The organism is Kitasatospora sp. NPDC002965, assembly GCF_040611255.1.
GTDB lineage: Bacteria > Actinomycetota > Actinomycetes > Streptomycetales > Streptomycetaceae > Kitasatospora.
The window spans coordinates 63,427-78,470 of sequence record NZ_JBEXNT010000028.1 but is presented as its reverse complement, the minus strand read 5'-3'; the positions used below and the strand labels follow the sequence as shown (position 1 = coordinate 78,470).

Here is a 15,044-nt window from a genome sequence, read left to right as displayed (position 1 = left end):
TGCAAGCACTGTCAGCACATGATGCCTGGTCAAGACAGAGATTCCGCTGACACTGCGATGACGATCCTCAACTGGCAAAAACATGCAGACCATCAACGAGCCGGCCGATCGCGGCCGCCGCATTCAGCCCCGACGGCGGCACGCTCGCCACACTGTCCCCGCCAGAAGGCGACGGCATGTACCGCTTCCGACTGCGCGATCTCCGCAGGGCAGGACACGTCGTTGACCTTCCCGCCAAATCCTGCACCCCGCAGCGCCGCACCCCCTCGCCCTGCACCGTCCTCATGGCGTTCCGTCCCGACGGGAGAGCACTCGCCTACAGCGTCTTCGACCCCTTCCCGTTCCCGGGAAGATGGGACCAAGGCGCCACAGTGTCCATCTGGGACGATTCCGTCGGCTCCGTGACCACGACCCTGAACCTGGACCAAGATGCCACCGGCAGGCCGATCGAGGCAGCTCCCCCTGTCAATGGGATCACCTTCACGCCGGACGGACGATCACTCCTGGTGTCGCGAGCACCGTCGGACGAGACCGTGGAAGTCTGGGACCCGTCCCGTGGAGTCCGGACCCGGGTGTTCTCCGACGTCGGCGGAGAACAACTCGCCGTCCGGCCGGACGGACAGCTTCTCGTCACCTCACACAACCGGTTAGCCGACCTGCCGTCAGGGCGGGCCACCACCCGTGCACTCACCCAGAACACGACCCACACTGTGGCGTTCAGCCCGGACGGCACATACCTGGCCACCGGCGACGAAGCCGGCCGCGTCACACTCTGGGACGGCACCGCCGAACGGAACCTGGGTGTGCTGCCCGGCACCTTCCGCACCAACACCACAGGAGGGTTCGTCCCCATCACCGCACTGGCCTTCTCCCACAACGGCCGCACCCTGGCCGCGGCAGGAGCCGACGGCACACTGCGGACGTGGGACCTCGCATCCCGTCAACCCCTCGGCCCTGCCATCCCAATGCCCGGCGGCGCCGCCCTCTCCCTGGCTTTCAGCCCCGACGACCACACCCTGCGCGCAGCCACCGAGCACGCCCCGGGCCACGAGGTCGTGGTGGCCCCGGACCGGGAAGCCGCCGACATCTGCGAACGAGCCGGAGGCGGACTACCCCAAGCCGACTGGAAGACCTACCTCCCCGAGGTCCCCTACCGGAACGTCTGCTGAGTACCTGATGCTGCCGGGGATCTTAAAGAATGCCGGGTTCACCTGATCGATCACCGCCCCCGCAGGCACCGTCCAACCCGGCCCAGGTCCTCGATCCGGGCGGCACGACCTCACGTCGGCCCCGCGCGTGCGGGGCCGGCTCCAGCCCCCGGCAGCGGCCACGCAGCGACAGCACGCCGGCCCCGGGCCGGTGGCCGGACGGTGGTGGGCCGGGAGCAGCGGCGGCCAGAGCCGTGCGGTACAGCGCGCGGCGGCCCCGCGAGCGGGGGCGGGCGGCGCCGGACCGGCGCGCAGCGGGCAGGGGCGGGCGGGCGGCGCCAAGCAGTAGCGGGCCGCGGTGGCGCAGCCGCCCGGCGGGGAAGGGGTGGCCGGTCCCGGTGGCCAGGAGCAGAAGCCCCCCGGGACCGGGACGGTCGCGGGGGGCCGGCGGTGGCCACCGAGGTGCCACCGAGAGCGGCGGCTCCGGGGACAGCCGGACGGCGGCCGGGACGGGAACAGCCGGGCAGCACGCACGATCGTGGTGGTCCCGGACCAGGTAGCCACCGGCATCTGCGAACGAGTCGGCGGCGGACTGCCACAAGTCGACTGGGACAGGTACCTCCCCGAGGTCCCCTACCAGGCGGCCTGCTGACCCCAACGGGCCGGCTGGCCGGACTTGGAGGAGCACCAGCGGGACCTGCTGGCGGCGATCGGCATCGAGGCCAACCTCGAGCTGGTGGCCGCGAAGGCCGCGGCCGAGGCGAAGCCGACGTTGTCCCGCGGCGACAGGTTCGTTCAGGGCCTGGCCGCGCTCGCCCGGTTCGTCGAGCGCGAGCAGCACCTGCGGGTGCCCCGCCCGCACAAGGAGCCGGTGGAGACCGTGGAGGCCGGCCCGGGCGGGGAGCAGGTGGTGGTGTCGCACTTCGCGCTGGGCACCTGGCTCAACAACCAGAAGAGCCGGCGGGCGAAGCTGACGCCGGGGCAGCTCGCGCAGCTCGCCGGGCACGGCGTGGAGTGGGCGTAGCGCGTCTGTTGCCCGGCGGTACGCTCTCGGCCCTAATCAACGTTGCAGGGCCGTCATGCTCCTGGGCAGCGTGATGGCCTTCCGAGGTTGGGCAGTCGGCTTGTCTTCGGTCTCTACAGCCCGCGTCGGCTTGTCAGTTCGAGGTGGGAAACTGAGGTTAACGACCACAAGTAGGGGAGGTGGAGGTGACCGACGAGCAGTGGATCATCTTCGACTCTCCTTACTGTCCGGCCCATCCCTGGCGATACCCGGCTCGTCGTTCCCGGGCAACCATCTGGTCAGCACCTGCCGTGGGAGAAGGACGTCAAAACCGGCCTCCTCTCGATCCGCGGGCACGAGGCCCGTCACCGTGGACAGAACGAGGGCACGTCCGACGGCGATCAAGGCCCTTCGGCCAGATAGTCCAGGGACTCTCGCACGGTCGCGGTATCGGCGTGGGCAGCCAGGTGGCGCCGGAACTGGGTGGCAAGCCCCGCTGGCAGACCGCCGGTGCGGACGATGGCGCGGCGCAGGGTGGCTGCCGCTTCCTCGATCTGCCCGCTGGACACCTGGATCTCCGCGACTGCGCACAACTGGATGGCGTCGTAGGGCGTCGAGGGACGATCCGAGGAGGGACCATCGTCGAGGAAGCTGCTGAAACACGGGAGTGCGCGGTCTGGCCGACCCAGACGCAGCCAGGCGTAGCCGCTGGCGAGAGTCAGGAACTCCTCGTCGATGTTCCCGGCGTAGGGATCTGCCTCCGTGTCCCATTCCGCGGAGACCGCGAGGGATAGCTCGGCGTGTCGAAGGGAGGCCAGGGCCGCCGTGGGTTCCGCGCGCGCACCGAGGGCGATGGCCTGAGTGGAGTGCAGGATGACGGCCAGGCGGGGGGTGGGGCGGGGGGTGAAGGCTCTGACCGCCTGGAGCAGGGACAGTGCGTCCTGGGCCCGGCCGCAACGCATGTGTCCGCTGGCGAGCAGCGCGAGGCAGGCAGCGGTTAGTCGGGGCGCCCCGGCAGCGGCGGCGGCTCGAACAGCGGCCAGCGCGTAGCGCTCGGCCCTGGGTTCCTCGCCCAGTGCTGCGCTGGTCCAACTGCACAGGGTTGCGGTGCGGGCGGCGAGGGTGAGCAGTCGGGCGCCGGTGGTGCGGTCGTATCCGTGGCGGGTCAGGAAGGCGGCGATCAGCTGGTGCTCGGTGCGGGCACTCAGGTTGAGGGCATCCGGAGTGATGGGGCTGCCGCCTTCAAGTGCTTCAAGGGCATGGATGCGGCTCTCGGCCCAGTCGAGGGCTTCGGGGGCGATGCGGGGACCGCTGCGCTCGGGTGGGCCCGGGTGTCCGACCAGTGTCGTGATGATGCCGCGGATCTGTCTGGTGAGGTGCGGTCCAGTGGCGATCAGTCCGGGGCTGGGGTCTTCCATCCGTGCCGTGAGGCGGGCGGCGGTGATGGCGCCGTGCTGACTCCACGGCTGTTCCAGGAGGTCGTGATCGCCGTTGACGGCCACGAGCCATTGCGGCCAGCCCAGACGCAGCACCTCGTCCCGCTCTATCCGGTGAATATGGGCGATGGCGAGCTGGGCGCTGAACTCAGGGGTGATCCGGCCTGATTCCCAGCGGGACACCTTCTCCCTGCGCGCGGCCATCGATCCGTACCCGAGCTGGGCGTGGGTACGGGCGACCAGCTGTGCGTATGCGGTCTGTGAGAGGCCTGTCGAGGCTCTCAGTGCAACCAACGGATGTTCCGGGATAGACGGGCACGCATGTGCTGGTTCGATGATTCTCATACGATTACCTGGTTAAGGGGCGGGCAGTCGTGATCCGTTGTGTCTTGCGGGATGCACTGGCGGCGAAATTGAGAGGTCGTGACGATTTCTAACATGAGGAAACCTGGAAGAACAATCGGAAAGGCAACACGGGAGGCACCCCTGCCGGCCGCGTCCCCAGACTCCACGTCGACGCCTGCCCGTCGCATCGGCGGCTGGGCAACGTCATGAGGCGGTGGACAGCACTCCACCCGGCCCGAGCGCCATCGGCCCGCGATGCGGATCTCGACCCACCGCCAGCGGGGCGCGGCGTTCCAGTACCGGCCGGTTCCCGACATCAGTTACCGGGGCCGGACCGCGTCCCCGGCCTGCGCACCCCGCCTCTCCTTCGAGCAGATCGCAGACGATCTCTACACGCTCGCACCGGCGGACTTCACCGCCGCCCGCGACAATTGCGCCGACCAGCTGACGAAAGCTGTCCAGGAACTTCTTCCAGCCCCCGGCCGGTTTCCGGCCGAGGGCTGGAGTGCGCATCTTGGCTCGGATCAGTAGCCCTCGTCGTGATTCCTTGGTGAGGGCAGCTTGTCTATCAGCAGGGCGTAGAGGCCACTCAGAATGAAGATGGCGGCGTACTGCGCCAAGTCGTTTCCGCTCAGCAGCTTGACAACCCCGATGAGCCCAGCAGTCCAGACGAGCGTGGCAATTATCTTGATCGCCATTGCATGCTCGCCGTTACGAGAAGGATGACAGGCAGGCTGTCGCCCCAGCGCCGACGACCTTTGCTGCGATATCCTTGGCAACATCCTTGCTGACATACTTGCCGATAACAAATGCCCCTGCTCCGCCGATCCCAGCCTTGATAAGGCAATTTTTCACCATGTCAGTCATCTTTTTGCTTACCAGCAGGGATGCGCAGTCGTTCTTGTCATGCTTCCACAGGCACATTGACCGCCGCTCGCCGACCGGGTCGGCCTGGGCGATGGGGGATACGTCCTTGACCTCAGTTATGACGGCTTGACTCCCTGCGGACTGGCCTGTCGCGAACGCTGTACCCGCAGTGCCGGTCGCGAGAATACCGCCGAGCAGGGCAGTAGAAATTATGCCGGATATAGTGCGCTTCATTTGCAGATTCTCCATACGCTTCGGAGGAACGGTTCCGACCAGGACCCCATTCCTTCTTGCCTGGGATAAGACTAAGAACGGAAGATCCTTTGTGGGAAGGGATCCAGAGGTGCCTTGGGGGGTGCCTCGTGGATCGGCTGGTTCCCGGCGGGTTCTCGCAGGGAAGGGCTGCCCTGGTCGCGGGGACCACGGACGGGCCGGTACCGGTGGACGTCTGTCCGGCGTCCTCGGTGGTGTCGCTGGACGGCGGGATGACGTTCGCGAAGAGCGCGGTGGGCCGTGTGAGGAAGGCCGCGGCTCCGGCGTCCGGTGTCCGGCGAGGCTGCCGCCCGGCCGGCATCAGCCGGACGCGGAGACGAGGCACAGCGCAGCGACCCACCCGATCGACCAACGCCCACCCCCACCCACGACACCACTCATCACCAGGACAGGGCGCAGGAAGGTATGTCGGGCTGGTGAGAATCACCGGGCGACTCTCTGACCATCGCTGATGGCCTGGCGGGTCCGAGCTAGTGCTGTGACCGCATAGGTTCGCCGGGTTGGTACCGGAGGGCCCTGGACCGGTTGGATGTCGTGAGACGTTCAGCTCGGAAGGGGGCCCGGTGGCGGAGCCGGTCAAGGTTCGCAGACTCACGGACCCGGAAGGTCAGCAGTTACAGCGGATCGTGCGGCGGGGCAGCACGAACACGGTGCGCTACCGACGGGCGATGATGCTGCTGGCCTCGGCGGGCGGCAACCGGGTCCCGGTCATCGCCCAGCTGGTCCAGGCGGACGAGGACACGGTGCGGGACGTGATCCACCGGTTCAACGAGATCGGCCTGGCCTGCCTGGACCCTCGGTGGGCGGGAGGCCGTCCCCGCCATCTCAGTCCTGACGACGAGAACTTCGTCGTCCAGACGGCCACCACCCGTCCGACCCGGCTCGGGCAGCCCTTCACCCGCTGGTCGATCCGCAAACTGCTCGCCTACTTGCGGCGGGTCCACGGCCGGGTGATCCGCATCGGCCGCGAGACCCTGCGCTGCCTGCTCGCCCGGCGCGGTGTCACCTTCCAGCGCACCAGGACGTGGAAGGAGTCCACCGACCCCGAATTCGACACCAAGATCGAGCGGATCGAGTACGTCCTGGACCGCTTCCCCGACCGCACGTTCGCGTTCGACGAGTTCGGCCCGCTCGGCATCCGGCCCACCGCCGGCAGCGGGTGGGCCGAACAGGGCCGGCCCGGCCGGCTCCCGGCGACCTACCACCGCACCCACGGCGTCACCTACTTCCACGGCTGCTACTCCGCAGGCGACGACAAACTCTGGGGCGTCAACCACCGTCGCAAGGGCACCCTGAACACCCTCGCGGCGCTGAAGTCGATCCGGTCCGCGCGCCCGGACGGAGCCCCGGTCCACGTGATCCTGGACAACCTCTCCGCCCACAACGGCAGGAAGATCCTGAGCTGGGCGAAGAGGCACAACGTCCACCTGTGCTTCACCCCGACCAGTGCGTCCTGGGCAAATCCGATCGAGGCGCACTTCGGGCCGCTGCGGCAGTTCACCCTCGCCAACTCCAACCACCCCAACCACACTGTCCAGACCCGTGCACTGCACGCCTACCTGCGCTGGCGCAACACCAACACCCGCCATCCCGACGTCCTGGCCGCCCAGCGCAAGGAACGTGCCCGCATCCGCAGTGAGAAGGGTCTGCGCTGGGGCGGCAGGCCCGTCCTCGCCGCGTGATCAAGCAACCCAGTGAACGAATGCGGTCACAGCACTAGCCCTTGGCCAGGGAAGTCAGCACGCCGACGGTGGCGCCGAGCACGCCGCTGATTACCCCTGCCACCACGAGATCGCTGGGACCGGATCCCTTCCGTCCCCGCTTCGGATCCTGGGAGCCGTCGCGGAGAAGCACAGAAGGGCGGCGCCATTCAGCCGTCGGCGCGATCGGGTGATGGGATACGACGTTGGTTCGGATGTCAGCCCTCGGCGGAAGGCTGTGCATGGGCTGGATATCGCGGATCCGGAATTCGTCCTGGCACTCCTGGCCGAAGACCCTCTGCCATGCCCGCCGCCAGGCATCCATGTCGGGAAGCCGGGCCGGCCGACACCCGGTCAGGAATGCCTCAACGCTCTCCCAGCTGAGGAACATCCCCTCGGGCGAGAGCATGCGGTGCACGGTGCTCTTCGTGATGTGCAGGTCGGCGGCCTGCGCGTTCTCAGCGATAGCCCTCATTGAGAGCCCGCCGCTCTCCTCCCGGTAGCCCTTGAGCCCCTGCTGGAAGTCCAGACGGGAGCGCATGTAGTCAGGATGGGGCGACACCGCCCGGTGTCGCTGCCGGGCGACCCGCGCGCCCTGCTTCGGGTCGTCGAACTCCTCGGCGGTCAGGGCTCGCTGCCGGCTGCGCTGCGCGGTGCTGAGCAGCCGACGGGCGTGGCGGAGGTCGTCGGGCGTACCCTCGCAGGCGACCACGTAGCCAGTGACCGTCTCGACTCGGGGCACCCGGTCGCCTCCCTGGTCCGCCCGGGAGAGCGTGACCGCAGAGCAGTACCGCCGTCCCCCGAGGATCTCGGCCATCTCGCTGTAGGTGATCTCGCTACCGCCGGGCCGCGGCCGGAGCCGGCGGAGGAACTTCGAGAGCTCCTCCGCCAGCCCGGGGGTGACTCCGGCCTTCTTCCGGCCGGCCACGGCTACAGCCCCGGCACCCGGCGCCGGCGGCTGCGGATGTGCAGCACCCGCATCATCAGGCCCGTCACCACGACCGTGACCGCGGACTTCGCCGCCGCCACCAGCAGCGGATTGGCCAGCAGGAGAGGCTGGACGAACGAGAGGACCACAATCACGACGACCACCACACCGGCGATACCCGCCGGCAGCGCGCTTCGGCGCGTCCGCGGGCGCCGAGAAACGGTTCTGGACATGACTACTCCCTTCATGGTTTGTCGATTACTCAGCGCGTCCATCACGGTTTGCAGACCGTATTGACGAACGATCAGATATTGCCACTCAAATGGCATGGCGGTCAACCTCCCATTGCGACATTAATTCAAGTCGTCCCATTTCCTTGAGGAAACTTGAGAGTATTAGGCCTGTCTAAGATTTACATCACCGCAGGTCAGGGCACCCATGAGCCTCCCTATTGATTCATATCACACATCCGTGTCCCGCCACCCTTTGCCAATCAACGACCTAGGACCCGATCGTTGCTGACGACTGGCTACCCAGGCTTGTCGGTTACTCAGCACCAGGGAATCGGGCCAGCTGTTGCAGCAGCCAGCCCCGCGTCGGAGCCCCGGCACGCAGAGCCGTAAGGGCCCTCGCAGATGGCTGGGGTGCCGACTGCACGTCGGCACCCCAGCCGCGTTTTTCCGTCTTCCTATGTAGTGCGGGGAAATCGCCGAACCGTTTGCCCCCGACATCAAACCGTGACCACAGGTAGATCACAGAGCCGGGACGCCTTCCGCACCTCGGCGCAGCTCACGGAGGTGCGCAGCAATGCCGCGACCGCCGCGGTCCGGGATCATCAGCCCGCCGGAGACAAGATCGAGGAAGACGGGCATCCGCGCGCCAGGCGCGCCGCCGGGGCTGCGGTGGTCGTTGGTGTCGGTCGTCCGGTTCTCCCGAATTTCGTCGGTGAATTCGCGCGAGAGCTCGCGCACCTAGAGAAGTCCCGGCCGCTGGAAGGCGGTCGGGGCTTTTCGTTCGGCAACACGGGGGGTACCGGGGCCGGTCTACAGCGCCAGGTCTGCGCTGCGCCGGAACGTCAGCCCGGCGCAGCGCGTTCTGCGGGGACAGGTCAGTGCTGGATCTGCAGCAGTTGTTGCCTGGTCCACCCTTCTCCGGTCGGGGTGAGTGCGGTGATCCGGTCGTTCGTGAGGTCGACGAGGAGTTTCGGCCGGGCCTGGTCCTCGAGTAGGAGGACCTGGGGATGTCCGTCGGTCTCGGTGACGGCGGTCGCGCCGCACTGCACAAGGTGGTCGCGGAAGCGGTTCAGCGCTGCGGACGCCTGGTCCGGAGCGAGTTCGAGCACCTGCTGGGTGAGGCTCTGGCCGGCGCCGCCGCCGGTGATCGTCGACTTGACCCAGGTCTCCACGCCTGCCGCGCGCAGGCGGGCGGCCCGCAGCTCGTCGGGGGCGCTCCAGGGGAACTCCGCCGGGTCGCAGGAGGTGGAGGGGGCGGCGGGCGCCTTCGGGCAGCCCGCGGACAGGGTGAGCGAGGCCTCGGACCGGCTGTAGGGGGCCTGGGGCCAGACGCTCTCCGGGCGCAGGAGCGTGCTTTCCGGGGCGTGGTACTGCGCCGTGCAGGCGACGGTCTGCGGGGAGGGTTGGGCCTTGTCGGCGGGCTGGTCGTTCGTGCAGGCGGTCAGGACGGTCAGGCCCGCGAGGGCCGCGAGCAGGGCCGGTGCGGTGCGGTGGTTCATCGGTCTCCCCTGGCGGGCGGGTGCGGTGGTGGTGCGGGCCGCCCTGTGTACGCGATCAACCCCACGGCCTCCGCGCGCTACCGCGAGCGCCGGACCGTCGCGCGCAAGACGTCGGACCACCTGGACGCCCTGGCGCTGGCGAACATTCTCCGCACCGACGCCGACGCCCCCCGGCAGCTGCCCACCGACAGCGAGCTCGTTCAGGCCGTCGCCGTGCTCGCCCGTGCCCAGCAGAACGCGGCACTCCGATCGCCGCAGAGGTGCAGGCAGGGTTCGTCGGGGCGGGCTCGAGGGCGCCCGCCGCGTCGAGCGGGTGCCCTCGGTCCGGTTCCTGGTGTCCTCAGGAGGTGGGACCGGGTTCCGGTCGGCGGATCGCCTCGGGATTCCCGACAGTCAGGACCATGTCCGGACCGTCCCGCCATACTCTCAGTGAGTCCCCCGCCCTGCTTCCGTCTTCAACCGCGGCACCCGCACCCTCAATTCTCACCGCCATTGCCTCTTCGGAGCATCCGACGGCCACGAACGTGAACGGCGGAATTTGCGTGGACGCCTGGGTGTATTCTCCGGCGAGAACGTTGCCGGGAAATTCTTGGTGAGTGTCCGAGTGGAGGCTGCCGGAAGGACGCTGCGATCCGACAGAGCCGTGAGCCGTGGGCGTCTCCCCGGCGGGTCGGGCCGTCAGGAACGAGACCTCGCAGATGTCGTTCCTGACGGCGAGGACCACGTCGGTTCCCTCCACTTTCGCGATGCCCAGGATCTTGGCGGTGCCCTTGGCGGGAGGTGCGTCGACACTGCCCTGGAGGGGCTGGCCCGCCGGAACGGCGGCCAGCCCCTCCAGGGCCCATGAGGCGTCTTCTCGGGGGGTTGTCTCCCCGTCACCGGTACATGCCGTCGCCAGGGCCGCGGCGGCCAGGAGAACCGTCGCGCCCGCGAACCGGAGAGGGCGCCTCATATGAATTCCCCTAGTTCGACCAGTGGTTGTAGCAGTACCCTACCGGGTGCTGCGCGCTGCCGTTGCCGACCCAGTGGTCGGTGACGGCACGGCTGTAGATGTCGTAGTAGAAGAGGTCGTACAGGGGGTAGGCCTCCAGATAACCGAACTTGCCGGCCGGAACGGTGTACGCCCCGGCCTCGGTGCGCGTGGCTGTGTCGGTCACACTGAACCCGACCTGGGTGGAGACCTTCCAGGCAGGGATCGTCACGCTCGCCGACCAGGTGCTCGCTATCGCCCTGCTCTGGGTCAGCGTCAGGGTCATAGGACCGGGGCCGGTGACCATGTCGACCCTTCCGGTCCCGCAGACCTGCCCCGCGTAGCGCACGTCGCGGACCTCCAGGGTGATGTCGCTGTCAACCGTGCCCGGGGTCTGCGGGACCGTCGCGGCCTTCGTGGCGGGCGCCCCCTGGGGAAGCGTCGGAGCGGGAACCTGGCGGTCGACGGTCCAGTGACCGGGCACCGCACCCGCCGGGAGCCGGGTCGCCCCCGCCGCCGAGACGAGCGAAGGCGCGTCGGACGCAGGTCCCGCCTGGGCCTGCGGCGCGACCATCACGGCCATCGCCCCCACGCCGGCCACGCCACACGCAATACGAGAAATCAAATTCCGCACAATTACCCCTGCTTCAACTGGAATACAACGTCTGGACGCCTTGCACCTGGGCGGTGGCCGAGATCTCGGCCATGGCGGCCACAGTCAGCGTCGTGCTCTTCGTGCGGGCGATCGCCCGGCTGATCGAGACCCAGAGCTGTTCGAGACGGTGCCACTGCCACTCGCCCCACTCCCAGCCGATCCGCCCGCAGGAGCGGTCGGCCACGGGCCGGCAGCAGTCGCCGCTCCAGCCCGGATCCACATCAACGGCACTCGCCGGCACAGCCCCCCCAGGGCCCCAGCCACCGCAGCACCAGCGAACATGCCGACAATGGCCTTCCTCATCATCGAATCCCCCTCCTGCACCGACCCCGATCAGGTCGACCACAGAGGGCCCTAGGCGTTAAAAGACAGAACACGGGCAAGACTTGAGGAAAAGTTGAGGTAGTCACGACAAGTAATAGGCGGGTCTCCACTCGGAATCGGGCTGTGCACATAATGCGCGCCGTCTTCGACACCGCCGAGGCCCCGGGCGTGAAACTCATCAGGCCCCGAATCCTGAACCCACCGGCATGAGTGCCAAACTCCTGGCAGCAGGTCAGCAGCCTGCGGCAGGGAGCAGCGAGTCCGGTCCGACGCCACCAGGAACTGGTCCGCTTCTCCTCGACGGCCGCAGCTTCAGCGGCGGCCGCGGCAGCCAGCGAACAGGCCGCCATCGTCCCAGGTGGCGGCCTGCTCCTGCTCGGCCCACCGCTCATCCGAGAACTCCGCCCGGCAGCGGGTGCAGACCGGGCGGTGCCGCTGCCGCTGCGCCTCACGGGCCTGCCGGACGGCCGCCCGCTGCCGCTCCCGCAGCTGGGCGCCGGGCCGAGCTCCACGGCCTGGTCGTCGGTCAGCTCGACCCGGACCCGGGAGTGCGGGGCGACCAGGACTCCGGCGACCATGTGCTCGCCGTCCGGCTCCGGGAGGTCGGTGACGGCCGGCTCGAACTCGGCGCCGGCGCGGATCCAGCGGCGCCGGTGCAGCAGCACGCCGTCCGGGTCGGTGGTGTCCGGCGGGTACCGGTCGTACGGGAGCCGGGCTGGGACGCGCACCAGGTAGGTCTCCCCGACCCGCACCTACGCCACTCGCACCCCGATCGCCTCCTTGCCCGCTCTTCTTCCAGGGTGGTGTCGGCGGCGGCCGGGATGGTCAGCTCGCCGCGTATCAGGTCGTAGGTGATGGGCAGCGGCAGGGGCGGTAGGCCGTGCGGGTCGATGCTGGGAATGTCGTTGGTGATTTCGTGGCCTTTCGGATTTCGTCGGTGAATTCGCGTGCAGGGGTCGTGAAGATAGAGAAGTCACGGCCGCTTGGGGGTGGGCGGGATTTTTTTTGGCGACACGGAGGGGTGTGGCGGGGGTTCTACGGCTCGAGGTCCATCCAGGCGATCTTGTTAAGCGCGACGCCCAGGCCGCTGGCGCGGCGCCCGCCGTCCTTGAAGTAGCGTGCTCGCCGAGCGCTTCGGCGAGGATCTTCTCCTGCTCGGCTTGGCTCTTTCCGGCGTCGCGCGGCGTAGAGACTTCGGCGACCTCGCTGGGCATCTGGCGGTGTCGGAACGGCGAGGTGGTTGAACCGGCCATCACAGTTCGGCTAGCTGATCATTGGTCAGAAACGCCCTGGTGGGATCGGCCGAAGAGGAGCGGAGGCTCCCGAGTCGAGAGCGGGTCGCGGGCGGGTGAGCAGCGCTCACGTTGTCACAATTCTTCCTTGTTTCTGAAGGAATGTCCGATACGTCTCTCTGTTGTGAGGGGCTGTTGGCCGCGCCTGTCGCCGAAGGTCGCGCGCCTCCCGCCAGGGGCCTTGATATCGCACGTCGGAAGGGCTTTGACGCTCCATATTGCGAGCCGATACCGTCCGCTTGTCTATTCGCATGCGATGGGCGGCATGGGGCCCCCTGGCATGTAAGTTTACTTGGGAGTGCTTGTGCGTATGGCTCGCAGAGTGGTATGGCCACTTGCTGTTTTTCTGGCAATACCTGTGATGGCGGGTTCGATGCCGGCCTCGGCCGCTGAGGCCACGCCGCCGCTGGCTGTGGAGAATTTCTCCTATCCGGGGGCCGCGCAGATCCTCGCGCAGCAACACGCCATCCTGAAGTCGGGGGACGGAAACATCCAGCTGGCCGACTGCACGTCGACAGACAACATGCTCGAGGTGTACAGCCGGACTCTGGACCTCGGTCCTACCAAGATCTGTTTCCGGGTCACGGGGCCCGGCGGCTACCTGGCGGTGGAGCTTCCGAAGGTCTACAGCCTCAAGGGCGACGACCACACGGTCAAAGCGACGCTGACCACGGACGGCTCGGTCAGCAGCCTCGACCTCCGCAAGAACTACCACACACCCGTAGGCGAGGGCAGCGCCGTCGGGGGGGTCACCCTGCTGGAACTGTCCGCCGCCGACGGACCGGCCGCACCGGCCATCACCAGCGACTACCCCGCGGTCGGCAGCGTCGTCATCGGTCAGCCCGGCCGCGCGGGCGGGCGGGCCTGCACCGCGACCCTGGTCGACCGCCACTGGGCCCTCACCTCGGCCGGCTGCTTCACCGACAACCCCGCCACCCTCCCTGCCGGCGCGCCGGCGAGCAGGAGCACCGTGACGATCGGCGGCAGGACCGTCGACATCGCCGAACTCGTGCCGCGCACCGACCGCGACCTCGTCATGGCCCGCCTCGCCGTCCCGGTCGACAGCGTCACCCCGGCCGCTCTGGCCGCCACCCCTCCCGCCACGGGCGAGAACGTGAGCGTGCCCGGCTTCGGCCGCACCGCCACCCAGTGGCGGCCCTACACCTCCCACACCGCCACCCACACCACCGGCGCCATCACCGCCACCAGTATCGACAGCACCCCCGCGCCAGGCTCTTCCGCGATCTGCGCGGGCGATGCCGGATCCCCGCTGCTGCGCACCGGTAACGGCGCTGTCCAGATCGCCGGTGTCGCCTCCCGGTCCTGGCAGGGCGGCTGCTTCGGCGACACCGAGACCCGCACAGGCGCCACCAGCACCCGCGTCGACGACCTCGCCGGCTGGGTGAAGGATCTGAGGTACCGCACGTCGGACGTGTACGCGGGTACCCATGTGCAGATCATCGGCTCCGACGACAAGCTGTACGACTCGGTCGCCGACTACACCACCGGACTGTGGACGCGCGGGTGGACCCCGACCGGCGACAGTCGCCTGCTCGCGGTCGACAGCGTCGCCACCGGCGACACCGTCCACGTGTACGCCGTCCTGACCGACTACCGCGTCTACAGCCGCGACGGCAAGATCGGCGGCCGCTGGGGCGCCTGGAACGAGGTACCGGGAAGCGCGGTCGCCGCGGACGGCGCCCAGAAGATCACCGCCGCCGTACGGGGCAACACGGGCCTGGTCGACGTGGAGATCATCGGCAGCGACGGATCCCTCTACGGCACCACGGCCGACTACAACACCGGCACCTGGCGACCCACCTGGGGCAAGATCGGCGACAACCGGCTCACGGCCGTCACCAGCGCCTACTTCAACAACGCCACCCACGTCTTCGCCATCAACGAGGACGGCAAGGTCTACACCCGCACCGGGAACTACACCACCGGCAGCTGGGGCACCGACTGGATCGAACTTCCCGGCAGCCGGCCGGGCGTGACGTCCATCTCCGCCGCCGTCCACGGCACCACCGTCGACCTGTCGATCGCCGGCGCCGACACCTTCTACAGCACCAGCGGCAACTTCGACACCGGCCTGTGGGACCAGCAGTGGACACCGATGGGTGACAACCACCTCACGGTCCTCACCAGCACCACCTCCGACAACGTCGTACACGTCTACGCCGTCAACGAGGACAAGAAGGTCTACACCCGCGACGCCAACTACAACACCGGTCTCTGGACCGCCTGGAAGGAGATTCCCGGCGACGCCACCGGCGTCAAGGCCATCACGGCGGCCAGCACCGGCTGAGCATCCGACCCCGCGCCGGGCGGGGGTGATGTCCGGAGCCGGCCATCACCCCCGCCCGCCGGC

The 15,044-nt window shown here is 68.5% G+C and carries 14 protein-coding genes and 1 pseudogene; 6 read left to right on the top strand and 9 right to left on the bottom strand.

Annotated elements, in window-relative coordinates; translation table 11 throughout:
* Positions 1-710 precede the first annotated feature (710 nt).
* Positions 711-1,169, top strand: coding sequence for a hypothetical protein (locus tag ABZY91_RS14670; protein WP_355402469.1), 459 nt, complete (start codon positions 711-713; stop codon positions 1,167-1,169).
* A 655-nt stretch (positions 1,170-1,824) separates the two neighbouring features.
* Positions 1,825-2,172 (top strand): helicase associated domain-containing protein, encoded by a 348-nt coding sequence (locus ABZY91_RS14665; RefSeq protein WP_355402467.1) that lies wholly within the window; start codon positions 1,825-1,827, stop codon positions 2,170-2,172.
* A gap of 380 nt (positions 2,173-2,552) precedes the next feature.
* Here ABZY91_RS14665 and ABZY91_RS14660 read toward each other — a convergent pair whose 3' ends face one another.
* A complete protein-coding gene (locus ABZY91_RS14660; RefSeq protein ID WP_355402465.1) occupies positions 2,553-3,932 on the bottom strand; it encodes a hypothetical protein in 1,380 nt (459 codons plus the stop codon).
* Positions 3,933-4,187: 255 nt separating this feature from the next.
* Between ABZY91_RS14660 and ABZY91_RS14655 the strand changes: the two genes are divergently transcribed.
* Positions 4,188-4,463 carry a hypothetical protein gene (locus ABZY91_RS14655; RefSeq protein WP_355402463.1) on the top strand — a complete coding sequence of 92 codons (276 nt, stop codon included), beginning with the start codon at positions 4,188-4,190 and terminating at the stop codon, positions 4,461-4,463.
* Here ABZY91_RS14655 and ABZY91_RS14650 read toward each other — a convergent pair.
* Positions 4,457-4,630: a hypothetical protein gene (locus ABZY91_RS14650; protein WP_355402461.1), complete on the bottom strand. Its 174-nt coding sequence runs from the start codon at positions 4,628-4,630 to the stop codon at positions 4,457-4,459. The genes ABZY91_RS14655 and ABZY91_RS14650 overlap by 7 nt on opposite strands.
* 13 nt (positions 4,631-4,643) lie before the next feature.
* Positions 4,644-5,033 (bottom strand): hypothetical protein, encoded by a 390-nt coding sequence (locus ABZY91_RS14645; protein ID WP_355402459.1) that lies wholly within the window; start codon positions 5,031-5,033, stop codon positions 4,644-4,646.
* Positions 5,034-5,635: 602 nt separating this feature from the next.
* Here ABZY91_RS14645 and ABZY91_RS14640 point away from each other — a divergent pair.
* Positions 5,636-6,754: an IS630 family transposase gene (locus ABZY91_RS14640; RefSeq protein WP_355402457.1), complete on the top strand. Its 1,119-nt coding sequence runs from the start codon at positions 5,636-5,638 to the stop codon at positions 6,752-6,754.
* A gap of 34 nt (positions 6,755-6,788) precedes the next feature.
* Here the strand turns inward: ABZY91_RS14640 and ABZY91_RS14635 are convergent, their stop codons facing one another.
* The 4 genes from ABZY91_RS14635 to ABZY91_RS14620 form a co-directional block, all read right to left on the bottom strand.
* A complete protein-coding gene (locus ABZY91_RS14635) occupies positions 6,789-7,700 on the bottom strand; it encodes a hypothetical protein (RefSeq protein ID WP_355402455.1) in 912 nt (303 codons plus the stop codon).
* Between the two features lie 2 nt (positions 7,701-7,702).
* Positions 7,703-8,029 carry a hypothetical protein gene (locus ABZY91_RS14630; protein ID WP_355402453.1) on the bottom strand — a complete coding sequence of 109 codons (327 nt, stop codon included), beginning with the start codon at positions 8,027-8,029 and terminating at the stop codon, positions 7,703-7,705.
* Positions 8,030-8,452: 423 nt separating this feature from the next.
* On the bottom strand, positions 8,453-8,671 hold the full coding sequence (locus ABZY91_RS14625; RefSeq protein WP_355402451.1) for a hypothetical protein: 219 nt from the start codon (positions 8,669-8,671) through the stop codon (positions 8,453-8,455).
* A gap of 137 nt (positions 8,672-8,808) precedes the next feature.
* Positions 8,809-9,432, bottom strand: coding sequence for a hypothetical protein (locus ABZY91_RS14620; protein WP_355402449.1), 624 nt, complete (start codon positions 9,430-9,432; stop codon positions 8,809-8,811).
* Positions 9,433-9,471: 39 nt separating this feature from the next.
* Here ABZY91_RS14620 and ABZY91_RS14615 point away from each other — a divergent pair.
* Positions 9,472-9,672 (top strand): annotated as a pseudogene (locus tag ABZY91_RS14615) (transposase); the annotation flags it as partial.
* Between the two features lie 722 nt (positions 9,673-10,394).
* Here ABZY91_RS14615 and ABZY91_RS14610 read toward each other — a convergent pair.
* The gene (locus tag ABZY91_RS14610) at positions 10,395-11,003 is read right to left on the bottom strand and encodes a hypothetical protein (protein WP_355402447.1); all 609 of its coding nucleotides are present in this window, start codon (positions 11,001-11,003) and stop codon (positions 10,395-10,397) included.
* Positions 11,004-11,049: 46 nt separating this feature from the next.
* The gene (locus tag ABZY91_RS14605; RefSeq protein WP_355402445.1) at positions 11,050-11,277 is read right to left on the bottom strand and encodes a hypothetical protein; all 228 of its coding nucleotides are present in this window, start codon (positions 11,275-11,277) and stop codon (positions 11,050-11,052) included.
* A gap of 1,757 nt (positions 11,278-13,034) precedes the next feature.
* Here ABZY91_RS14605 and ABZY91_RS14600 point away from each other — a divergent pair.
* Positions 13,035-14,981, top strand: coding sequence for a trypsin-like serine protease (locus ABZY91_RS14600; RefSeq protein ID WP_355402443.1), 1,947 nt, complete (start codon positions 13,035-13,037; stop codon positions 14,979-14,981).
* The last annotated feature ends 63 nt before the right edge of the window (positions 14,982-15,044 follow it).

Bases quoted from the DNA above. Each gene is read 5' to 3' on its own strand.
- ABZY91_RS14630 (WP_355402453.1), bottom strand. From the start codon at position 8,029: ATGCCATTTGAGTGGCAATATCTGATCGTTCGTCAATACGGTCTGCAA.
- ABZY91_RS14600 (WP_355402443.1), top strand. From the start codon at position 13,035: ATGGCGGGTTCGATGCCGGCCTCGGCCGCTGAGGCCACGCCGCCGCTG.
- ABZY91_RS14655 (WP_355402463.1), top strand. From the start codon at position 4,188: ATGCGGATCTCGACCCACCGCCAGCGGGGCGCGGCGTTCCAGTACCGG.
- ABZY91_RS14620 (WP_355402449.1), bottom strand. From the start codon at position 9,432: ATGAACCACCGCACCGCACCGGCCCTGCTCGCGGCCCTCGCGGGCCTG.
- ABZY91_RS14660 (WP_355402465.1), bottom strand. From the start codon at position 3,932: ATGAGAATCATCGAACCAGCACATGCGTGCCCGTCTATCCCGGAACAT.
- ABZY91_RS14645 (WP_355402459.1), bottom strand. From the start codon at position 5,033: ATGAAGCGCACTATATCCGGCATAATTTCTACTGCCCTGCTCGGCGGT.
- ABZY91_RS14650 (WP_355402461.1), bottom strand. From the start codon at position 4,630: ATGGCGATCAAGATAATTGCCACGCTCGTCTGGACTGCTGGGCTCATC.